A 22,174-nucleotide genomic window follows, 5' to 3' on the forward strand; every position below is an offset into this window, starting at 1 on the left:
CTTAAACAATTTGAGAGGAAAGGTAGTTAAATGTACTGCCCCTTACACGTCAAACATCAGGCCATAAAATGAATAAATCAGAAAACTATCAAAATGACAGTTGAAACTTGATACCACTATTTGTTAAATTCAAATCCTCTGAAGAAAGTTTACCCACGGGGATTTTAATAAATGGTTCGATGCGGACTTTGTATTTATTAAAAATATGCTGTTGACGGCCAACCGAGAAATTAAAATAACCGATATAACTATTTCCCTTTAAATGTTTTTCTACAGTAGGTTCTTCTACGTGCTCCACTGCTACTGCCTTAAAAGTAGAAGGGCCGCCAGTTTGAAAGTCATAACCGTTCAGATCTACCTGCGATGTTTGTTCAAAAGTATTATTTCTTTTTTCACTGAGTACGCTGAAAAAAGAAACACCTGCACTCGTGTAAAAACTTTTATTCAATTTATAGACCAGTGCAATCGGAATATCTATAGCTTTCAGATTAGCGTCCACAGAGACTAATTTTTTATTAGAAAATGAGCTTACCCCCACCCCGCTGTTCCCTTGTCCGGGAACCGCACCGGCTGCCTGCATTTGCAGGTATGAAATTCCGGAGCTTAAAGAAAACTTATCAGAAAGCCTGTAAGCAGTGGTCAGCCCTCCGCCTACATTCATTTTATCACTGGTAGCGGTAGGCATCACCTGTAATCCAAAATCCCAGTCAGATCCTTTTTCTTCTTTCTTTTTTAAAGTTTTACCAGAGTTCCTGGATTCAGCCAGCAGGAATTCTGCCGTAGTCAATTTTTCATGCGGTATGTGGTTCGCTGTGTCTTTAGCACCCGCAGCAATAAAAGGTTTAGTTTCTTTTTGAGCATATTGCTGTACCGGTTTTTTCTGCTGTAAACTTAACTCCTGCTGCAATTGCACCGGTTGCACTTTTCCGGCAGCAACCCCATCAGCAGCCCGTTGTGTGTTAATTTCAGTAATTACAGGTACTGCATCTGACCGGAGTATTCCCGAAGGATGACTATTGTTTACTGCAATTCTGCCAGCAGACTGCGGAACAGCAGCAGACTGGACCTGTTCAATAACCAGCCCTTCATTACCGGCAGCCCCGCCTCTCGAACCGGCAATGGCCTGCCCGGATATAGCTGGAACAGGCGGCTTCACTACAGCTACTTGCGGAACAACGGATTTCACAATACTTCCCTGCGGAACAGCTGACTTCACAACAGCCACCTGACCCGTCTTTTGCCGCGGAAAAAATTGCTTGAATACAAAAGGCAATACAGAAGCCATCAGTACAAATACTGCTGCAATTCTGATCCAGTTTGCCAAAAACGGGTACTTCTTCTTTTTAACCTTCGAAAATGACTCCCATTCTCCCGGCACATAGGTTTCCTGATAATCTTCGAAAAGATCAGCAATCTCCTTTATCAGTTCTTTCTTAGGATATTCCATCAGTAATTTCAATACTTTTTTTATAAAGTTCCCTCAACTTTTGCTTTGCCCGGGTAAGATAAGTCCGGCTCGAGCTGACCGGGATCGTTAATAACGAAGCTATTTCATCATGACTGAAGCCCTCTATCTCATAAAGATTGAAAACTGTACGGTGTAAATCAGGAAGACTATGAAGGAGCCTGAGAATATCCTGTGCAAACAGTTTCTCCTCTACTTCCACATATCCTACAGTACCATCTTCATATTCATCTACATAGCTCAGCACAGATTTACTGGCCCTGAGCTTATCCAGCGCAGTACGAACAGTTATTTTGGCCAGCCATGCTTTAAAAGTTTTTTGAAAATCCAGAAGGTTGTGGTCATGCCTGAAGTCGTACATGGTTTTAAATGCCTTCATAAAACTATCGTTGACCACCTCCTTAGCAGCGTTTCTATCCTTAAAATAACGTGTTGATATACCCATCAGATAACCCCAGTAGTGGACATAAATACGTTCTTGTATGCGCTCATCACGCGCACCAAGACCCGCAATGATCTCCTGGAACATTGTATTTTTATTATCCACGCTTCGCTAAACCTATCTTATAAGTCAATATATCTATTTTTATACTCTGCCTGAACACAGATTGCAACCATCTCTATTTATTTAACAGAACCGGATTAACAGGATAAACGCAGCTCACCGGCATAACGCTACAGCAACATTCAATAAAACTATAAATATCGGCTTTTTCTTTCATTTTCAATATTTATCTAAAATCGTTGTAGCGTTTTCTATTCCAGCTACGTTTTACCTCCAAAAACACATAATAAATCTTATCAAAACATTTAAGACATGAAATTTAATCTTACTTCATTTTCGAAAAACATCAAAAGAACTTTAGTAGTTACGGCGGTTGCTGGTGCTGTTCTTTCTTTTAATGCTTGTAAAAAAGACACTCCTATTCAGCAGGACCGTTCAGCATTATCAATTACCAATGCTTCACCACTGAATGATTCGGTTGACTTTATTCTGAATAACAGAAGAATAACCTCAGGTTCTTTACCTTTTGGAAAGAGCTATAATTATTTTACGCTGACTTCAGGAACACAATTGGGAGCTTTAGCAAAACCGGGTTCAGTAGAAACTTTTTACAAGGCTAATTTTGACCTGGCTACCAACCAGTATCACTCGCTTTATATCACTACCCAGACGCTTGCTAAAGCGGATAGTTCTGCTTTCCTTGTGATTAAGGATGACTTTACTGCACCGGCTGCGGGAAATGGTAAAATACGTTTTATCAATCTTTCTTCAGATTCTCCTGCTTATGACCTGGTGATTGAGGGCGATACAACTTCTTTCAAAAACAGAGCTTTCAAAGAATATACCGTGTTTAAAAATCTTAAACCAGCTAAATATAAAGTATCTGTAGTGAATACCACAACTAAAGCAGTTGCTGCTACCCTGGCAGATGTGGAGATCACTGCAGGAAACTTCTATACGATTTATGCTAAAGGCTTACTGGGAGCAACAGTTCCTGCGAAGCAATTAAGCATCACTTCAAGCCTGCACAGGTTCTAAACCTGTACCCCTATCAGTTAATGTTTAAAACCATCTGCGCTTTAACAGCCAGGTGGTTTTTTTTTACCTGCTTCCCTGGCGTAAGATAAATGCGCCCAGCATTAATGCCACTGCGACACCAGATATACCCGGAAACAAAATAAAAAGATAAAGTATAGCACTAATCCCTGCAACGGCAAGAACAAACAGCAACCCTTTTAAAGGGGTTTCCATTTTAAAAGCGGCTATAACTGTAAATAAGTAAAACGTGGCAGCGAGTATCGGTAAGAACATTTACAAATATGCCAACCTAATGTTAAGTTAATGTTAAGCATTCTTCATAATTTCATTTCAATGACAATATAGAATCGCTATAAGCTAAACCAATAAATAAGGCCGCTCCTGGTATATTTTCCATAAAAACTCTGCAAACAGGCTATTAGCTCTCGAATAAGGAGAACCAGTGAACTGTTTTGGATTATCAGGGTCAAAAGATTCATGTAAAACGCCGGTATCTCCATGACATTTTTGCAGCATTTTCAGGCAAAGTTTAATCTCCTCGTCATCCGTACTGGTTAATCCCCTGGCAATAATACTCATGGGCCAGATCAGATGTTTAGTGACCCGCGGACTTCCTATACCTTCTGCCAGGCTGCCTTTATAAAAAAACGGGTTATCCGCTGAAAGTACCATTTTGCGTGTATTCAGGTACACCGGATCAGTCATCGAAATTGCGCCCAGGTAAGGCAATGCCAGTAAACTGGGTACATTTGCATCATCCATCAGGTTGTAACTCCCCATTCCATTTACTTCATAGGCGTAGACCTTACCATAGGTGGCATGCTCTACAATCGCATATTTTTGTAAGGCCTGTCTGACTTCCAGTGCAAGCGCTTCCATTTCTTTAGCCACAGCCTCATCCGCTTTAATAATCCTGAATAATTCTGCAGCCTGTCGCAGACTCACTACGGCAAAGAAATTCGAAGGAACCAGGAAAGAGAAAACGGTCGCATCCTCACTTGGCCGGAAAGCTGAACAAATCAGCCCGACGGGTTTTACCGGGTAACCAAAACCCTCCATTGGCAAACTATCAGTGGCCCATAAAGTGGTACGCTGGAAGTGATAAGGTCCAGCATTTTCTTTACGCTGCTGTTCTTTAAAAGTTTTCAGAATAGTTTTAACCGCGTCCTGCCATTTGGAATCAAAAAAACTGGTGTCTTTGGTTTGCTGCCAGTACCGGTAAGACAAACGAATAGGATAACACAGGGAATCGAGCTCCCATTTGCGTTCATGCACACCTGGCAGCATGGTAGTCAGGTCATCTTTCATAGCCCCCACCTTCGTTGGGTCATTATAAAAAGAACTTGCATAAGGGTCTTTAAGTACATAAGAAACCTGTCTGCTGATGACTCCCCCAACCAGGTTTCTCAAGCCTTTATCTCTTCTTAAAAATGGCAAATAAGTCCACATATGCACACTGCTGTCTCTCAGCCACATCGCATCTACGTCTCCGGTACTTAAAAAAGTATCTGGTTTTCCATTAAACTCTGTATAAGTAACCAGGTTGTCCAGCGCATTTGGGAAACAGTTATTAAATAACCAGCCCAACTCTTTATTTTTCACCTTATCGGTAAACTCGATAATCGCATTTTCAACCGATCTGCTGGTGAAACGACGTAGCTCGATTGGTTTTCTTACGATTGGAAACCCGGTATCAGCAGCAAATGACAACATTTTTCCCGACACCAGGGCGGCTGTTAAAAGCCCCGCTTTCTGCACAAATGATCTTCTCTTCATTAATTATCTATCAGATTAACTTCGTGTCTGTAAAATCAGGCAACGGACACTTCAGGTTAAAAGCATTCAAACAATCTGCCAATATTATATATTTTTTTTTAAATATCGGAGTGTCTTTGTATTTTAATATAAAACGGTACAGCATAAATGTCTAGTATTTTAATAGTCCTTTTATCTCAATAAAAACTATATTAGCCCTATGAACAGCTTCTATAAGAGTTATAAAGGGATTATCTGGCTGATAGCTGGTATCATTGCCGGTAGTTTAGCCGGCTTAATATTCGGCGATCGTGTTAAAGTTTTAAAACCCATAGGGGAAATATTCCTTAATCTTTTATTTACCGCTGTAATCCCTCTGGTCTTTTTCTCTATTTCATCAGCCATTGGCGGACTGAAGGAAACTAATAAGCTCAGTAAAATGATGGCAGTCATGGTATTGGTGTTTTTATCTACCGTACTGATTGCTGCCTCTTTAACGATTCTGGCGGTCAGGATTTTCCCGGTTCATGAGCACATGACCAGTGCCCCGCTGACAGAAACTATAGTTAAAAAACCTTTTGGAGATCAGATTACCCAATTGCTGACCACCAGTGAATTCTTTGAGCTGTTATCCAGAAAAAGTATGCTGGCGATGATTATCTTTTCTGTGCTGACGGGTTTTGCGACTTTACGCTCAGGAGCTTATGGAACAGCCTTTTCGAATTTCCTGAATGCAGGGAATGAAGTCTTCAAAAATGTGTTCATTATTATCATGAAACTTGCTCCTCTAGGGCTTGGGGCTTATTTTGCTTACCAGGTGGGTGTTTTTGGCCCCCAGTTATTCGGCACCTATGCCAGGTCCCTCGGACTCTATTATGGAACAGGAGCTTTTTATTTTGTGGTTATTTTCACCCTTTACGCATTCGTGGCCGGGGGGATGAAAGGTATTAAAAAGTATTGGAACAACAACATTATCCCATCGGCCACTGCCATAGGTACCTGCAGCAGTATTGCCAACATACCTGCCAATTTAGAGGCAGCAGAAAAAATAGGAATCCCTTCTTATATTGCAAATGTAACTATCCCGCTGGGCGCGACGCTGCACAAAGACGGCTCAAGTATTTCTTCCATTATCAAAATGGCGGTTGTATTCGCGATGTTCGGTAAGGGTTTTGATAATATAGAAACGATAACCATCGCCCTGGGGATGACAGTACTGGTCAGTATTGTGGAGGGAGGTATTCCAAATGGCGGTTACGTAGGTGAATTGTTATTCATTTCCGCTTATGGCTTCCCCCCTGAGGCTTTACCACCGGCGATGATCATCGGAACGTTAGTAGATCCGATGGCCACCTTGTTAAATTCTACCGGCGACACCGTAGCGGCCATGTTAGTGGCACGTTTTACGGAGGGAAAAAATTGGTTAGCTACAAAGGCATAAAACCATTTTCAATATTATCATCATGTAAACCAATTACAGAGTAGTGTCTTGGCAGATACCAGGTAACGGTTTGCATCATATTTCTATAGTGAGTTTCCGTCTCAAAACGATCCGGGGTAATATTAAATGCCAGATCCTGTTTAAGTTCCTCACCTACTGTGCGGGCCATTAACAAAACTTTAGGGCCTTCAATACCATTTAGTTCAAAGAAATCTTTCAGGAGTTTTCTTGTGGAAGACGGAAGGATAGTTTCGGCAGGTTGTCCAACCATAATCTCTTCCCCTTCAGCAACGACCTCTTCGGTGTTGCTGCTAATGCTGAACTGGCTGTCTTCGGCTGTAAAGAAACTGCCATTCAGGTTATAATTTAAAAGATCTCCGTAAGAAAGTACCCAATCAGGTTGTCCTTCTCCAGGATTAATCACGACACCGTATCCTCTTTCCAGCAAAAAATCAGTAATCATTCTTTCAATATAAAAAGATTGATATTCTTCACCAGGTTCAGGAACAAATAATTGAAAATAAGGGAACCCATCAGGTCCGGCTATAATTTGCGGTGTTCCGCAACGTAAGCTGGCCAGAGGCAGATCGGCCAAAAAGCGGCTTACCCATTCCTCATCTCTATGCTCCATTGGTACAGCTAAAAGTATAGCCAGCATCTTTGTTTTTTCTAAATCTCCAAGATACTCCTCAGGAACCTGTTGTTTTCCTGCTCCGGCAACTGACTCATTCTTAACCGTTTTCCCAGTTTCCGTTTCCTTTGCTGTCTCAGTCTTTTTGAAAATATCGAATAATCCCATGTAATATAAAATTGCTAACCCGTCCGGTGTATCCTTTAAGCGCAACCCAAATTTAGCAAAATATAGATAAATAGGGCGTTAATTGTACATATTGTGTCAATATCTCATTTTTTACTTTTAAAAAATCATTTAAAAACCAGATAACCAAGCAACTAATATGCTTTAAAAATGCCATCCAGAATTTCATTGTTTTTTGGAGCTGCTGACTGAGTATTAGCGCGTAATTGTAGAATTAAAAGATTGGCAATAGAATTAAGAGCAGCCTGTAGATAAATCTGGATGGCAATAGCAATTTACGCACAAATCTTTGGAGAAACCAGGGTCAGCTGTCTCAAAAATACAAATCTCGAAACAGGTAGTTTTATTACAAAAACAAGCCAATATTTAAAGCTCAGGACATGTCTGCAAACAATGCTGCTAAGTCTGTGAATATGAAGCATGCCATTAAAGGGGAGTTTCCTGAGCAACAGATTAACTGGGATACTATACTGGTTGCAGACGGAGAACTGGTTAAACCGGAAAATGTAGTGGTAAAAGTCGCAAACAATACCTTTAATTTTACCTGGGATGAAGATAAAACAGGTTTGGCTTCTCCGAATGACAGAACCATGATCCTGTTATATAACCAGGAATACCAGCATTTCTTTGCCAATTATAGCCTTTAAAGATGTCATGAGCGATGAGGTTTCAAAAAGCATTTATTGCGGAAGCTTTTTAAACTAAGTACAAATTAAACGCTTTGTGCTTCAGGAAATAGAAAGCCTGAAAACCTCTCCCATTTCAATTTTTAAGCTAAAAGAATCTTTTAGAGCGATCTGGCGGTAATGTGCCAGAATGACTCGGATTACCCCACCATGAGTGACTATTGCGACCTTTTGAAAAGGCTGTAGTAAAACTTCCTTCAGGAATGACATTACCCTATGCTCCATTTCCAGCATGGTTTCTCCATTAGGTGGAGCAAGGTTTACAAAATCTTCCATCCAGATCCCGCATTCAGTCCGGTCTATGGTATCCCAGGTATCCCCTTCCCAATCTCCAAAATTCAGTTCATATAAGGCTTCATTTTGCACATAAGCTGCCGAAATCTCAGCAGCCATTACCTGGCACCTGAAAGAAGGACTCGAATACACTTTATCCAGATCAGCTGGAATTTGCTGCAGCACTGCCTGCTTCTCCTGTGCAAAGCTTTCGGCAACTGGAACATTCATCCGGCCATAAATCAATCCTTTGGAAATGAGCGGAGTGGTGTGCCGGATCAGATAAACTTCCATATCAAAATATAAGTTAAGTAAACTGTCACTTCAGTAAGCTGCTGTACTGCGCCCAGACAATCACCAGTATATCCGCCAATCCATTTGTTAAAATAAGCGCCCAGATAAAAACTAAAAAGCAGTACAGGGATTACCAGCAGTAATAGCAGAGGCTGACCCAGGTAAACTGTTAACCCAATCAGTGGGATCAGGGTAAAAACACCGGCAATAACCAGGTTCATCACGCTACCTTTAGCTACTGCGCCGCTTGCTTTACTTTCTTCAATACGGGCATAGTTATGGTTAAAAACCAGTGTGATTGCCGCAAATCTGCTCAGGGAGTGTGCCACTATAAATAATCCGGCAATAGTGATGACATTTGCAGCGATGAAGGTTTCGGTAAATAACTGCATTAAAGCAGCGAATTTAAGCCCCATTAATAAAATCAAACCGACCACACCGTAAGTACCTAAACGGCTGTCTTTCATGATCGTCAGAATTTTCTCTTTTGCCCATCCGCCTCCAAAGCCATCACATACGTCCGCAAAACCATCTTCATGAAAGCCTCCCGTTAACAAAACAGAAGCTACCATAGCCAGTAAAATTGCTAAGGCCTCACCAAACAGGTAAGTTGCGCCAATAAAAACACCCGCAGTAACCAGCCCGATAATCCAGCCTACAACAGGTAAATAACGGATCGAATCTGGCAGGTTATGGGAGTTGTCCTGATGTACGTAAGCTGGCCCGGGTAACCTGGAATAGAAAGATAAGGCAGTAAAAAAGAGTTTTAGTTCTTGATTCATCAGGATTTATTAGAAATCGCCGCACTTTGAAAACTAGCCATTTCATTTAAAAAGTTCACCGCACTTTTAAGCAGCGGATAAGCTAGTGCGCAACCAGTACCCTCTCCCAAACGCAGATGAAGGCTTAACAAAGGCTTTGCACCAAGGTAAGATAATAATAAACGGTGTCCTTTTTCCTCAGACTCATGGCAGAAAACAGCATTGTTTTTTATACTTTGATCTATATGATAAGCACAAAGATAAGCTGCCGTTGCAATGAACCCGTCTATCATGACGATCATTTTTCTTTTCCCTGCGGCCAGTATAGCACCTGTCATTTCCAGCAATTCAAATCCACCGAAATAGGCCATCAATTTAAAAATGTCATGATCTCCTTTATAGTTAGCAACTGCCTGTTCCAGAATCTGCTGTTTTTTAAGCAGCTGCTCATCATTTAATCCTGTACCTCTGCCAATACAATCTGAGAGTGGTAAATCACAAATTAAACTCATCAGTACCGCAGCGCTGGAAGTATTACCGATGCCCATTTCTCCGAAACCGATCACATTACATCCTTTGGCAGCTATCTCAGCCACTACGGCCTCCCCTTTTAATAAACAAAGTTCTGCTTGAAAGTTAGTCATTGCAGGGCCGTGTAAAAAGGACGAAGTCCCTTTGGCAATTTTTCCGTCACCCAATGGTAATCCATCTTTAAAATCATAATTCACTCCTGCATCAACCACCTGGAGAATGATCGCATGCTGTTTACAAAAAACATTGATTGCAGCCCCTCCGTCAAGAAAATTAAACACCATTTGCCGGGTTACTTCCTGGGGAAAGGCACTGACTCCTTCTTTAGCAATTCCATGGTCTGCTGCAAAAACAACCAGGTGAGGTTTGAGGAGTTGCGGGCTCGTTGTTCCCAATACTGAGCCTATTTGCAAGGCAAGGTCTTCCAGTACGCCCAAAGATCCCGGAGGCTTCGTTTTGTTATCTATTAATATTTTTAAATCTTCAATGATCATATATTTTTATCAAATTGGCAATTTCCTGTTTTAAGCATTTTTAATTTTAAAACAGTTTCCAATATACTTAGTATTGTTTCAAAAACAAAGGAAGTCCTGACACCATAAATACGGCCTGATCGGCTTTTGCTGCCACATATTGGTTTGCCCAACCTTGAAGATCAGCGAATTTACGTCCTATCGGAGTATCCGCATGTAACCCCATCCCGAGTTCATTGGAAATTATAAAAAAAGTACCGGGCATTTCAAGCAGCTGATCAATTTCCTTTTTGAAGTCAGCCAGTGCAAGATCAATATCGTTATTGTGGTCCATAAAGAAATTAGTTAACCATAACGTTACACAATCAATCACTACAAAACGTCCCTGCAAGGGTAAAAGGTGTAAATCACGGTAAGCTTCAAAATTTGTCCATTCTGGCCCGCGGTCATCCTGATGCCGTTTTACTCTTTCCTGAAAATCATCATCCCATATTTTAGCAGTCGCCACATATACCGGATCGGAACAAAGTTCTTTTACCCGCTGCTGTGCATAGCCACTTTTACCGCTGCGCACTCCTCCTGTGATAAAAATCAGCATAGGTTAAGGTTTTACGGCTGGATCAGTATTCTTAAATCGCTTATAAAGAAATAGTTGCCATTTCTCTTCTGCTACACCCGCCTTATCCATTTCAGCGCGTGACAGCGTAAAAAATAAATCAGATAAACGGTTGATATACGCAGGAATAGTGTCATCAACTTCATCTGTTTTAATCAGACTGACCAATCTTCTTTCGCCTCTTCTCATTTGTGTTCTGACCATATGGCAAAGCGCAGAAATCTCGTTCCCTCCAGGCAGAATGAAATAATCTGAAGGATGGGTCATTGCGTTTTCCAGTTCATCAATCCATGTTTCACAAAATACCGGGCCATCGGCAGGCATTGGATTGGTATTGATTTTTGCCGCATCAGACGGACGTGCCAGGTGGGACATCATATCCATCAGGTCTTTCTGAATTTTATGCAGGTTAGTTTGCCATTCATGGGTAGTACCGAGTTTCACTCTGAGCATGCCTATAGTAGAATTGACCTCATCAAGCGTCCCTACACATTCTACCCGTACATCGTCTTTATCTACACGTTTCCCTCCAAAAAGCCCGGTGGTTCCCTTATCTCCTTTTTTAGTATATATCTTCATGAGTTTGTTTTTAATGGTGACAAGCTATCCGGATAATCTTCCGGCTGATCAGCAGCACAATTTTAACAAATAAAATCCAGAAAGCGTCCTTCGGTACCCGGGCATTGCAAATTGAACAGAAGTCCGCAAGGAGACAAATTGCCTGAAAAAATTATTTATTCACAATTAAGATATTTATTACCTTTTAAATATAAAACAGAGGTAGCTTGCTTTAAATCATTAAGAATTATGTCAGCTAGTACAAATAAATACATTGATCCATTATCAGATTTTGGATTCAAACATCTTTTTGGCGGTGAACCTAACAAAGAGATCATGATTGCCTTTTTAAACGCACTGTTTGAGGGAGAAAAACACATTACCGATATTGTCTATAACCCAACTGAACTTGCCGGGGAGGACAAGGCGCATAAAAAAGTCTTCTTCGATTTGTTATGTACCGGGGACCAGGGCGAGCAGTTCATTGTAGAAATGCAGCGGGCAGACCATGATAATTTTGAGGACCGCTGCATTTTTTACCTGAGCCGCCTGATCCACCAGCAAAAGCGAAAGGGTAACCGGCAATGGGATGTGAAACTGAAAGAGGTTTTCCTGGTTGCAATACTGGATTTTAACATGAAAAACTGCCTGAGTGACCATTATTTGCAAAGCATTTCACTGATGAACACAGGGACTGGTAAAGTATTCCACAATGGACTGGGATTTAAGTTCCTGGAACTGCCTAAGTTTGAGAAGAAAGAAGATGAACTGGAAAATGAACTGGACAAATGGGTTTATCTGCTTAAACACATGCACAGCCTGAATCAGATTCCTAAGTATCTGGATAAACGTGTTTTTGAAAAAATCTTTAATATCGCTGAAATGAAAAAACTATCACCAGAACAACAATTTATACACGACTCGATTTTACAGCGGGAAGAAGATGATTACGGCCGGATTAAATTTGCAGAACGCAAAGGGACGGAAAAAGGATTGGAATTGGGTTTAGAACAAGGTTTAGAAAAGGGTTTACAACAGGGTTTGGAACAGGGAAGGGACGAAGGATTGGAAAAGGGGCTGCTGCAGGGAAAACACGAAACTGCACTGGCTATCGCAAGAAAAATGAAAGAAGAAAATTTTGATCCGGATAAAATTGCCGGTTTTACTGCGCTCTCCATGGAAGAAATAGAAAGCCTTTAAAACACAAAAAAGGATACTATGATCAACATAGTATCCTTTTCAACAGCAATTATTTTAGAAACTGATATTATATCTCAGCGCAAAATTCCTGCCTGCAAGATTAAACCCACGTTTTTCATAATAATTCTCATCTGTCAGGTTATTCACAAGAAATGTAACCGTATGTCTCTTTTTATAAGTATAACTGGCTGAAAAATCTGCCGTCATAAATTCAGGATAAACAATTTCAGGAAATTGAGGATCATTAAAATCAGTGTCCTTACGTTTACCAACGTATCTGCCGCTTAATCTTAAGTCAAGTCCTTTCAGGTTGTTGAACTCAAAACCATAACTTGCAGTGAAGTTAGGTACGTTATAAATATCCTTAGTCGATTCAGTACCATTTGCTGCAATAGTAACCTCTTTAGCTTTTGATGACTTAGTCGCATTACCAAAAACTTTTAAAGAATAGTCCTTTGCTGTCAGTGTTCCGAAATCCCATGCCACCTCAGCTTCAAATCCATTGATATTTGCTTTGTTTGCATTGATATAGGTCATACGGCTGCTGATCGGAAAACCGCTTGGTGTAGTTTCAGTTGGCACCGGTACGGTAGTCTGCGTGGTGATCCTATCCTTAACATAGGTATTATAATAAGTAAAATCAGCGGTCAGTCCCCAGTCTGATTTATTGAATCTCAGACCTGCATCCCATGAAATACTATTTTCATTTTTCAGGTTAGCATTTCCCTGGATCACACTCGCTTTACCAGCATTAACTTTTTCAGAGTAACCAGCTACATTGTAAGCATCCGGCGTTACAAAAGCACGTCCTGTGGTTGCATGTACAGTAAATAGCTTGTTGAGCGAATATTGAGCAGCCAGACTCGGACTAAAGAAAGGATTTGTTTTTTTACCAGCTGCATAAGTAGTTAACAATGGAGTTTGTTTCACGTCATAGGTAATCAGATCTAAACGTACACCTGGGTTAATGATTAATTTATTGTCCAGGAAATTTAATTGTCCCTGAATATAAGCCGCAGCAGAGGAAAGACTATAATTTGGAGAATACGGAGCAGATTCAGAGCCATTAGGGTTAAAAGACTGGGAGCGCGTTGAGGCATTGCTGTAATCCAGACCAAAAACGACGGAATGATTTCCTAACTGATAAGCATCTTTTGCTTGTATACCTTTCCAGCTGGTCGTACTTTTATAAGAAGCATAAGGTGCCACAAGTCCATTTACAGTCAATAAAGTATTGTTCAGGTTATTTTCTTGTGAAGTATAGCCTTTCAAAGTTAAATGGTGCTGATCGATAGTACCCGAAAGCGTTGCCTCCTCATTGTGACGTTCAATATCTTTTGTACTCGGTTGTCCGTTTCCAAATTGTATATCACTTGGAGATTCTACATTTTTCGCTACAAAGCGTTCTCCGCGAACATCCAGTCTCCAGTTGGCATCAAACTGATAACCTAATCTCAAACTTCCTGTATTGTAGTTCAGTTTCGTATAGTCCCTTCTTAATCCATCAGAACGTTTATCATCCATTTCAACAGGACCAGTGGTATAATTATAAAGTGCAGAATTGGCACCCAGCATCTTTCTGAATAAATTGCCATTCCCTAATTTCATGTTTTTAGCTCTGTCGTAATTCAGGAAAGACAGATCAAAGTCTAATTGCTTCGTGATATTTCCTCCCGCTGAAGCGCCTAATTTAGTCGTTTCATAAGATCCATATTCAGCAAAAACATTTCCATGAATATCTCCTGAAGATTTTTTAGTAATGATATTCACCACCCCGCCCATAGCCGATGAGCCATATAAAGCAGAAGCAGGCCCTTTTAGTACTTCAATACGCTCAATATCTGATGGATTGATCGTGGCAATACTTACTGTACCTGCCGGGCGGCCGTCTACCAATAATAAGGAACGCTGATTCAGACCGCTTGTTTGTGGCCTGAAACCACGAATACCAATTCCAGAAGACAAGCCTGGATATTGTACAATACTGATGGAAGAATTCTTTTTCAACAGATCAGTTACTTCCTGCGAAGAGGTCATGTCGATAACGGCTTTATTGATTACCGTCATACTTTGGGGTACATGCCGTCTTTTAATCTCTGTCCTTGAAGAGGTGACCACCACTTCATCAAGGGCGTTTGTTTTAATGGAATCAGCTTTTTTTTCCTGCGCCATCGCAGAACTGCTGAGTAAAACCGTGCCTATCAGCAGGTTTCTAAATGATAAAGGTAAATTTTTATTCATATAATTAGTCTTGGTGTGTTTTCGAAAGAAAGGATCGGAATATTATAGCGTATGGAGAAACCCACGCAACGAAGTATAAGCAACTAGCTCCTTATTTTTTTGTACGGTCCAAAGCGTATCTGCTCCTTCACCGCTCACAGTAACCATCAGATCATCAGCTGCTGCAGATATACTAAAGCCATTTCTGACCAAAGCTTTTTTAGTCCAGAAGGCAGCAACGCCCTCCCCTGTCACTTTGATATTGCGTTTCCCTGCATGATGAATATTAAAGGTGCCGCTCGCCGCATCAAAGGCAATCCCGTCCTTATCAAAAGCATGCTGGAAAGCTCCGTTCAAAACCAGTTCTTCTGGTAATCCGGCATCCAGCTGTCCGCCTTTGCTCATCAGCCAGATCTGGTCGGCAACCTGCAGAGCTAAATCAAGTTCATGTGTAGAAAGCAAAATTGCTTTGTTAGTTTCTTTGGCTAACTGGTGCAGCAAACGCATCAGTTGTATCCGGCTGGGTAAATCAAGGTGAGCAGTAGGTTCATCGAGGATAATCAGCGGTGTATCTTGCGCCATTGCCCTGGCCAGCATCACTTTCTGACATTCTCCATCACTCAGGCTGTCCATTTTTCTACCGATAAAAGCTCCGGTATCTGTAGCTTTTATAGCCTGATCGATCACCTGTTTATCTTGTTCAGTCAAAATACCTAACCATCCTGAATAAGGATAGCGCCCCAATGAAATGAGCGAATAAACATCCAGGTTACCAGCTCTGACGTTATCAGTTAAGACCAGGCTTATTTTTTTTGCCACCTGCGCTGGTTTCAATTGGTGAAGTGCCGCTCCGTCTAAGTTAATTTCACCCTTCAGCGGATTTTGTAATCCGGATATTGTTCGCAGCAGTGTAGATTTACCGCAGCCGTTCGGCCCTAAAAGGCAAATGAGCTGCCCTGCATGAAGTTCTAAATCCAGGGGTCCGGAAATGACTTTAGTCTTCCCTTTTCCTGCCTGGTAACCGATGGTTAAGCCTGAGGTATATAACAAGGTAGTTTGCGCTTCCATTAGAATCCTCTTAATTTAGTAGGCCCTGCAATAATCCAGATCACAACAGGTGAGCCTACTAATGCAGTAATTACATTAATAGGTAAAACAGTCTGGCTTCCTGGCAACTGCGCAACCAGATCACAAATCAGCATCAGGACAGTTCCGATCAGACAGCAGGCAGGAATTAAAATACGATGACTCGAAGTATTAAACAAAGCTCTTGCTAAATGCGGTACTGCTATACCAATAAATCCGATTGGGCCGCAAAAAGCAGTGATCCCTCCTGCCAGAATACTTGTACTGCCAATAATGAGAATCCGCGCACGTTTTACGGTCAGCCCCATACTCCTGGCGTAATTGTCGCCCAGCAGTAAAGCATCAAGTAATTTAGAAGACAAAAATGAAATTAGTAAGCCTGCAAAAACGACTACCGCCAGTATGAGCAACTGCGAGCCTGTTACCCCGCCCAAAGAGCCAAAAGTCCAGAGCAGGTAGTCTTTAATCAGTTCGGGCGAGCTAAAATACTGCCAGATACTAATTACAGAGAGGGTGATATTGCCAATCATTACCCCAACAATCAGGACGATCACATTGTCTTTTAAAGAAGAGGAAATGGAGACGATCAGTATCATAATCAGTGCTGCGCCTAAAGAAGAAGCTACAATAATTAACCAGCTTCCGGAAATACCCAGCTCTTTAATCGTATATAAACTCGTAATACTTCCTGCGGAAAGCATAACCAGCGCCACGCCTAAACTAGCTCCTGCGGTTATCCCTAAAACAGAGGGGCCTGCAAGCGGATTACGGAAAAGTGTTTGCATTTGTAAGCCGCTTACCGATAACCCACAACCTACAATAATAGCTGTCAGCGCTTTAGGAAGCCTGATTTTTTCAATGATATAAACCCAGGTATCATTTCCGGCATCCGGGGTAAATAAAACTTTAATCACGTCCTTCAAAGGAATATGGACGGAACCGAGGGCTACATCAAGCAGGAAAGCCACAAATAATATGACTAACAGTACTAAAACTTTTATCTTGTTCAATTTCTTAAAGAATTAATTCAATTGCTTGTAGTAAACCAGCTGGTGATCCGGTAGTAATCCGGGATGAAAGATCTTGATTAAGTCACCTAAGATCAGCTGTGGATTAACAGCTCCGGATTCCCAATAATCATTGGAACCAATGTCATTTACCTTTTTATTGAAGTTAAAGATATGGCTGTCCTTGAATGGCTTAAAGTCTGTGTAACGGCTGTCAATTGCTTTAATATCATTTTTACTGTCTACTGTTCCCACGTTCAGCCAAAAATCTGCCTGAAGTGCAACTGGAGCAACAGTTTCAAAATTAAGTGGTAAACTGCCTTTTCCGTGGACATTTGCCCATTTATAATTGGTACCGGCATCTTTCAGAAATTGAACCATATAGCTATCACCATCTGGCACATACCATGTCCCTTTATAAGGCATACCGCAAACCAGACTAGGTTTAGTGACCGCTTTTTTACCTATAGCTGCCAAACGGTGATATTCTTTCTCGACTGCATCAAATTTAGTATTGACGTACTCTTCTTTGTCCATCAGGGCGGCCATTAATTTAACCCATTCTGCCCGGCCAAGGGGCGTGGTTTCCAACCATTCAGAGTTCAGCATAACAGGTACGCCTGCCCCGGTCAGTGTTTCGTATTTACTGAATTTAGCATCCGGACTTCCCATCACCATCACCAGCCCCGGTTTCATACTAATCAGCATTTCATCGTTCATAGTGCCGTCTATGCCGACTTCTTTGACTTTACCCGCAGCTATGTTCTTTCTTACCGTTGGTGAACTTACATATTGTAAGCTCCCTAAACCTGTGATTGCATTTGCTGCACCTGCAAAATCAGCCAGTGCAATGTGCATAGATGACATGGCTATTAAACTTTGAACGGGAATTTGTATCAGCTGTGCTTTTTTAAAACCTTCAGGTGCCTTCGCCCCTTTAGCTAACAATACGTATTGAACGGTATCTGCATGGGGGCCCATCCCAGAATAGATGCTGACCAGTTTATAGTCATCATAATAATCGATATTAAAGCCTTTGGCATACTTGATCGTTGCACTGCCGGTTTTTGCGGAGGTATGCTTTTGACCAGACTGGTTCTGCTTGCAGGAGGTAATCAGCAACAGAGAAACTATCAGACAGGGGAATATCCCTCTGAATGAACGAGAATTCATTTTTTTCATCATAAAGTTTAGCCTTTCTTCCGAAAGCATTTAATAACTATTGATAAGGCAGGTCTTCTGACTTCCTCAAACTGGCAACCTTCCCTTCTTTACGAAAGTGGCTTTTATAGCAGTTCAATAACGAGGTTTACAGCAGCGGAGACTGTTCCGGATTTGCGCCGGGATTCCCTTAAAGCATTTTTACTGGCGACTGTTCAGGTTTTAATTTGCCTGAAACAGGTGCTTCGCTAAAATGCAGCCTTAAGAATGCAAACCTAGATAAAATCGAGGATAAATGCAACGCGCTCTGTCTGTGAGTTTTTGGGAACATCAATAAGCTCAAATCCGCAGTCCAGATAAGCCTTCCGGATAGCCTTATTAATGACAACAGCCTCTTCAAAGGTTTGCCAGCGCTCGCTGTCATTCACATAAATAGCTTCCCATGGCGGGAGTATAAAAACCTGTTTGTGGTAAGGATAACTTGCTAAAGCGGAATAATATTCTGCTGGAACTGGTACTTCAGCAACCTGCAGATAGGCGATAATATCAGGGATAGCACGGTCGAAAAAAACCAAGTTATCGGTAGGGGCCTGATTCCAGGAAACAATCATTTCCTGCAAAACTTTCGCTGAAAAACAGGAAATATCAATCCAGGGTAAACAGAATGATCCCTTCGCTGTTTCCTGAATAATCATTTTTCTGGATATTTCTTCAGCACAAAAATATCCTTGTTGCTTTAATCCGTTTATTAAAGTCGTTTTCCCTGAACCCGGGCCCCCGCTAATAATATATTTTGGTGCTGAACTGGTCATGGTATAATTAGAGCTGAAAGAAATAAATGCTGATGGACAAGACCATGAGCAAACAAACACCTTGATTGATGCTGCTCACTATTTTAAATTCTTCATGTTTAATCTCCCGGCTATTGCTGCCGATCAGTGGTTTGTTCACCAATATTCCATGGTAAACATTCGGGCCGCCAAATTGCACGTCCAGAATACCGGCGAGTGCCGCTTCAGGATAACCCGCATTCGGGCTTTTATGCTGATGTCCGTATTTTAACACATATTGCCAGCCCCGCAGACTAAAAGTTACCATCAGCATCAGTATTGTTGTGATCCTTGCAGGAATAAAGTTTGCCACATCGTCCAGACGTGCTGCAAATTTCCCAAAATACTCATATTTTTCGCTGCGGTAACCAATCATAGAATCCAGCGTATTAATCATTTTATAAGTCAGCATACCAGGAACACCGGCTATAAAGTAGAAAAATAAAGGGGCAATAACGCCGTCACTCAGGTTCTCTGACATGGTTTCAAACACGGCCACACGGATCTGTTGTTCGTCCAGATTAGAGGTATCTCTCCCTACAATACGGGATAAGCGCTTCCGCCCGGCTTCGAGCCCTTTATATTTCAAAGTATCAAAAACTTGCTTACCTTCTGTAATGAGCCCTTTATTTGCCATGGCATAATAGACAAAGGCAGTGGCAAAAAGGAAGTATACGGGCACGCTGTGACTCAGCATAAAATGAATTGCGCCGTAAAAGACTAAAAATGTTCCTGAGCATAAAACCAGCGTCAGGATCATTCCTTTAATAAACCGGAACTTCCCCTGATTGAAGTGTTGCTCGCCGAAAGTAATCAGGCTGCCAAAAAACCGGACAGGATGTGGTAACCCTTCAGGGTCACCAAAGATCAAATCCAGCAGATAACCTGCAAGCAAGGGAATTACAATGATTATATAGGTTTCCATTCGGCTAAAGCATTGAGCAGCAATTGATTTTTATTTGGATTTAAAGTGGCGATACGGATATGTTTTTCGGTAAGCCCTCTGAAATTTCCTGCATCACGGATCAATATATTAAATTCTTTTAGTAAAAACTGTTTTAATATCGCAGCAGTATGCTGATTTATAGTGGCCAGAAAAAAGTGAGTATGGCTGGGATAGACTTTCAACGGACTGCCTTCCAGTTTTTTAATAAATTCATCCCGGTCTGTTAACAATTGATTTAGCGGGATTTGTAGGGTATGAATATGATCAAAAATAAAATGACCGGCTGCTATTGCCATTGCATTCACTGCCCATGGTAATTTAAAAGTTCTTAACCGATCAATCAGGGCAGCATTGGCAGCTATATAACCTAACCTTAAACCCGGAATAGCATAAGCTTTGGTCATAGAGCGTAAAACAATCAGGTTGCTATATTTTTCAATTAAAGGGAGCACTGAAGTAATCGATAAAGTAAATTCAATAAAAGCTTCATCAACAACAAACAGCACCTCAGGATGTTTAAAGATTAAGGTTTCCAACTCTTTAAAAACCGCTCCGGTAGGATTATTCGGGTTACAGATAAACAGTAATCCGGTATCAGCAGAAATCCCGGTTTGCAGTTCCTCCCAGTGCAGCAGATTTACATGGTGGCCGAACATTTTGCAAGCGTCTTCATATTCTGCAAAAGCTGGAATGGTTATCGTGGATTTCCCATTTTTAAAAGCCTGGGCAACCAAATAGATACTTTCAGTACTGCCATTGGTGACTAATATATTTTCGGCTTCAAACCCATAGCAAGCAGCTATCTTTTGAGTAAGGCTTTCTGCCAGGACTTCAGGATAGCGCTGTACGTGGTCCCATTGTGTAAAAAGGTGTTCTTTTAAACCTTTTGGCGCTCCTCCGTACCATACGTTTGTACTAAAGTCGGCTGCTAATGTTTGCTGATGTAAATATCCATCGTCTCCGTGTCCCTGAAACATTTGATTAATCTTTTATATGCTGATATACCTGTTCAATATCCAGATTTTCTCTTAACAATACAGCTAATTTATCATATTGTTCACTGCGGAATTCCAGATAATCTACATAGGGTACTTGCAAATCGGTATAAGGGGCAACCAAATCATTGATGACTACCTGGTTATCCAGAATGCCGTGAAGGTACGAGCCCCAGCATTTTTCTGATAAAAAATAACCATCAGTATGGTTTTCTACTAAATAAGCGACAGGTTGTGGTGCTCCCTGAACTTTAGTCTCCCCCATGTGGATCTCATATCCTATACAGTTTTCAGCGAAATTACGGTACGTAAAACTACATTGCCTGGTGGTTTTTTCTCCAAGTATTGTGGTTTCTACGGGTAAAATACCCAGGCCTTCAGCTTCTCCTGCAACTGACTCTATTTGCCCGGGGTCTTGAATAGTTTTACCCATCATTTGATAGCCTCCGCAGATGCCAATTACCGTTTTTGCATTTTGATGCGCCAGGATAATCGCTGTTGCAAGCCCGTTCTCCCGGAGCTCAATCAGATCTTCAATGGTATTTTTACTGCCGGGCAGAATCACAATATCTGCCTGAGCAATTCCTGCTGCAGTATGGGTATAATAAAGATTGACGCGGCTATCTTTATCCAAACGGTCAAAATCAGTAAAATTAGACATCCTGCTTAGCAAAACTACCGCAATATTGACTTTACCTGCCACAGGTTGATTTCTTTTCAGTTTCAGAGAAACGGCATCTTCTTCTTCGATAAAAATATCCTTGAAGTAAGGAATAATTCCGATGACCGGAACTCCGCACAAATCTTCAATCATCTTTTTCCCCTCTTGGAAAAGATCCGGGTCGCCTCGGAATTTATTGATAATAATACCTTTAATACATACTTTTTCTTCTGGTTCCAGCAATTGCATCGTTCCATAAAGACTGGCAAAAATACCACCTTTATCAATATCTGTAACCAGGTAAGTTGCTGCGCCGGCTGCTATAGCCATCCTCATATTGGTAATATCCCTTTTTTTGAGGTTCAATTCAGAGATACTCCCCGCTCCTTCCATCACGATAGGTGAATAACGGGAGGCCAGCCTTTGATAAGCGCGTTTAACTTCTTCAAAAAGCGTAGCACGATCATTTGATAAAAAGTATTCTTTTGCGCTTTGATTGCCTATTGATTTTCCGTTCAGGATCACTTGTGCAGTTTGATCATTTGTGGGTTTAAGCAACACAGGGTTCATATCAGTATGGCAGGGAATCCCGGCAGCTTCTGCTTGTACGGCCTGTGCGCGCCCTATTTCCAGGCCCTCGGGAGTAGCATAACTATTAAGTGACATATTCTGCGCTTTAAAGGGTGCTGGTGTATAGCCGTCTTGCTTAAAGATCCGGCAGAATCCGGCAGTAATTACACTTTTACCTACATCAGATGAGGTTCCAACAAACATAACTGGCCTGAGCTTCCTTTGATTTTCCATGGATTGCAAGCTTACACAATTTATCAGAGCTTAACAATGCAATTTATTCTC

Annotated in this window: 22 protein-coding genes and 1 riboswitch; of the genes, 4 read left to right on the plus strand and 18 right to left on the minus strand. The window is 41.3% G+C overall.

Annotation, left to right across the window (positions count from 1 at the left end; translation table 11 throughout):
• Nucleotides 1-88: 88 nt before the first annotated feature.
• Together LY11_RS03660 and LY11_RS03665 are read right to left on the minus strand one after the other, a co-directional pair.
• Complete coding sequence (locus tag LY11_RS03660) at nt 89-1,447, minus strand: hypothetical protein (RefSeq protein WP_111632382.1); 1,359 nt, start codon at nt 1,445-1,447, stop codon at nt 89-91.
• Nucleotides 1,434-1,994 (minus strand): RNA polymerase sigma factor, encoded by a 561-nt coding sequence (locus LY11_RS03665; RefSeq protein WP_111632383.1) that lies wholly within the window; start codon nt 1,992-1,994, stop codon nt 1,434-1,436. Before LY11_RS03665 ends, LY11_RS03660 begins: the two co-directional genes overlap by 14 nt.
• A gap of 288 nt (nt 1,995-2,282) precedes the next feature.
• Between LY11_RS03665 and LY11_RS03670 the strand changes: the two genes are divergently transcribed.
• A complete protein-coding gene (locus tag LY11_RS03670) occupies nt 2,283-3,008 on the plus strand; it encodes a DUF4397 domain-containing protein (RefSeq protein ID WP_111632384.1) in 726 nt (241 codons plus the stop codon).
• A 63-nt stretch (nt 3,009-3,071) separates the two neighbouring features.
• Here LY11_RS03670 and LY11_RS26625 read toward each other — a convergent pair whose 3' ends face one another.
• Together LY11_RS26625 and LY11_RS03680 are read right to left on the minus strand one after the other, a co-directional pair.
• Nucleotides 3,072-3,221, minus strand: coding sequence for a hypothetical protein (locus LY11_RS26625; RefSeq protein WP_170132618.1), 150 nt, complete (start codon nt 3,219-3,221; stop codon nt 3,072-3,074).
• A 144-nt stretch (nt 3,222-3,365) separates the two neighbouring features.
• Nucleotides 3,366-4,784, minus strand: coding sequence for a glycoside hydrolase family 125 protein (locus LY11_RS03680; protein ID WP_111632386.1), 1,419 nt, complete (start codon nt 4,782-4,784; stop codon nt 3,366-3,368).
• A 199-nt stretch (nt 4,785-4,983) separates the two neighbouring features.
• On the opposite strand from LY11_RS03680, the gene LY11_RS03685 reads away from it, so the two are divergent.
• On the plus strand, nt 4,984-6,204 hold the full coding sequence (locus tag LY11_RS03685) for a dicarboxylate/amino acid:cation symporter (protein WP_111632387.1): 1,221 nt from the start codon (nt 4,984-4,986) through the stop codon (nt 6,202-6,204).
• Here LY11_RS03685 and LY11_RS03690 read toward each other — a convergent pair.
• Nucleotides 6,191-7,003, minus strand: a complete 813-nt coding sequence (locus tag LY11_RS03690; RefSeq protein ID WP_111632388.1) for a hypothetical protein — start codon at nt 7,001-7,003, stop codon at nt 6,191-6,193. The two genes, LY11_RS03685 and LY11_RS03690, sit on opposite strands and share 14 nt — an antisense overlap.
• A 398-nt stretch (nt 7,004-7,401) precedes the next feature.
• On the opposite strand from LY11_RS03690, the gene LY11_RS03695 reads away from it, so the two are divergent.
• Nucleotides 7,402-7,668: a DUF6266 family protein gene (locus tag LY11_RS03695; RefSeq protein ID WP_111632389.1), complete on the plus strand. Its 267-nt coding sequence runs from the start codon at nt 7,402-7,404 to the stop codon at nt 7,666-7,668.
• An 81-nt stretch (nt 7,669-7,749) separates the two neighbouring features.
• On the opposite strand, the gene cobC is transcribed toward LY11_RS03695, so the two are convergent.
• The 5 genes from cobC to LY11_RS03720 all read right to left on the minus strand — a co-directional run bounded on the left by cobC (nt 7,750) and on the right by LY11_RS03720 (nt 11,234).
• A complete protein-coding gene (gene cobC / locus LY11_RS03700; protein WP_111632390.1) occupies nt 7,750-8,274 on the minus strand; it encodes an alpha-ribazole phosphatase family protein in 525 nt (174 codons plus the stop codon).
• Nucleotides 8,259-9,056, minus strand: coding sequence for an adenosylcobinamide-GDP ribazoletransferase (locus LY11_RS03705; protein WP_111632391.1), 798 nt, complete (start codon nt 9,054-9,056; stop codon nt 8,259-8,261). The genes cobC and LY11_RS03705 overlap by 16 nt, the downstream gene beginning before the upstream one ends.
• Nucleotides 9,056-10,060 (minus strand): nicotinate-nucleotide--dimethylbenzimidazole phosphoribosyltransferase, encoded by a 1,005-nt coding sequence (gene cobT, locus LY11_RS03710; RefSeq protein WP_111632392.1) that lies wholly within the window; start codon nt 10,058-10,060, stop codon nt 9,056-9,058. The genes LY11_RS03705 and cobT overlap by 1 nt, the downstream gene beginning before the upstream one ends.
• A 67-nt stretch (nt 10,061-10,127) precedes the next feature.
• A complete protein-coding gene (locus tag LY11_RS03715; RefSeq protein ID WP_111632393.1) occupies nt 10,128-10,637 on the minus strand; it encodes a bifunctional adenosylcobinamide kinase/adenosylcobinamide-phosphate guanylyltransferase in 510 nt (169 codons plus the stop codon).
• Between the two features lie 3 nt (nt 10,638-10,640).
• A complete protein-coding gene (locus tag LY11_RS03720; protein ID WP_111632394.1) occupies nt 10,641-11,234 on the minus strand; it encodes a cob(I)yrinic acid a,c-diamide adenosyltransferase in 594 nt (197 codons plus the stop codon).
• A gap of 228 nt (nt 11,235-11,462) precedes the next feature.
• Here LY11_RS03720 and LY11_RS03725 point away from each other — a divergent pair, with 228 nt between their 5' ends.
• Complete coding sequence (locus LY11_RS03725; protein WP_111632640.1) at nt 11,463-12,413, plus strand: Rpn family recombination-promoting nuclease/putative transposase; 951 nt, start codon at nt 11,463-11,465, stop codon at nt 12,411-12,413.
• A 54-nt stretch (nt 12,414-12,467) separates the two neighbouring features.
• On the opposite strand, the gene LY11_RS03730 is transcribed toward LY11_RS03725, so the two are convergent.
• The 8 genes from LY11_RS03730 to LY11_RS03765 form a co-directional block, all read right to left on the minus strand.
• Nucleotides 12,468-14,654 carry a TonB-dependent receptor gene (locus LY11_RS03730; protein ID WP_111632395.1) on the minus strand — a complete coding sequence of 729 codons (2,187 nt, stop codon included), beginning with the start codon at nt 14,652-14,654 and terminating at the stop codon, nt 12,468-12,470.
• Between the two features lie 42 nt (nt 14,655-14,696).
• On the minus strand, nt 14,697-15,701 hold the full coding sequence (locus LY11_RS03735; protein ID WP_111632396.1) for an ABC transporter ATP-binding protein: 1,005 nt from the start codon (nt 15,699-15,701) through the stop codon (nt 14,697-14,699).
• Nucleotides 15,701-16,729 carry an iron ABC transporter permease gene (locus LY11_RS03740; RefSeq protein WP_111632397.1) on the minus strand — a complete coding sequence of 343 codons (1,029 nt, stop codon included), beginning with the start codon at nt 16,727-16,729 and terminating at the stop codon, nt 15,701-15,703. Before LY11_RS03740 ends, LY11_RS03735 begins: the two co-directional genes overlap by 1 nt.
• A 12-nt stretch (nt 16,730-16,741) precedes the next feature.
• Nucleotides 16,742-17,911, minus strand: coding sequence for an ABC transporter substrate-binding protein (locus tag LY11_RS03745; RefSeq protein WP_211321478.1), 1,170 nt, complete (start codon nt 17,909-17,911; stop codon nt 16,742-16,744).
• A 27-nt stretch (nt 17,912-17,938) separates the two neighbouring features.
• Nucleotides 17,939-18,118, minus strand: a riboswitch (cobalamin riboswitch).
• 44 nt (nt 18,119-18,162) lie between these two features.
• Nucleotides 18,163-18,699, minus strand: a complete 537-nt coding sequence (locus LY11_RS03750) for an AAA family ATPase (RefSeq protein ID WP_111632398.1) — start codon at nt 18,697-18,699, stop codon at nt 18,163-18,165.
• 7 nt (nt 18,700-18,706) lie between these two features.
• On the minus strand, nt 18,707-19,642 hold the full coding sequence (gene cbiB / locus LY11_RS03755) for an adenosylcobinamide-phosphate synthase CbiB (RefSeq protein ID WP_111632399.1): 936 nt from the start codon (nt 19,640-19,642) through the stop codon (nt 18,707-18,709).
• Nucleotides 19,627-20,640: a pyridoxal phosphate-dependent aminotransferase gene (locus LY11_RS03760; protein ID WP_111632400.1), complete on the minus strand. Its 1,014-nt coding sequence runs from the start codon at nt 20,638-20,640 to the stop codon at nt 19,627-19,629. The genes cbiB and LY11_RS03760 overlap by 16 nt, the downstream gene beginning before the upstream one ends.
• A 4-nt stretch (nt 20,641-20,644) precedes the next feature.
• Entirely contained in the window at nt 20,645-22,123 is a 1,479-nt protein-coding gene (locus LY11_RS03765) for a cobyric acid synthase (protein ID WP_211321479.1), read from the minus strand.
• Between the last annotated feature and the right edge of the window lie 51 nt (nt 22,124-22,174).

It is taken from the genome of Pedobacter cryoconitis, from assembly GCF_003259615.1.
In the GTDB taxonomy this organism is placed as follows: domain Bacteria; phylum Bacteroidota; class Bacteroidia; order Sphingobacteriales; family Sphingobacteriaceae; genus Pedobacter; species Pedobacter cryoconitis.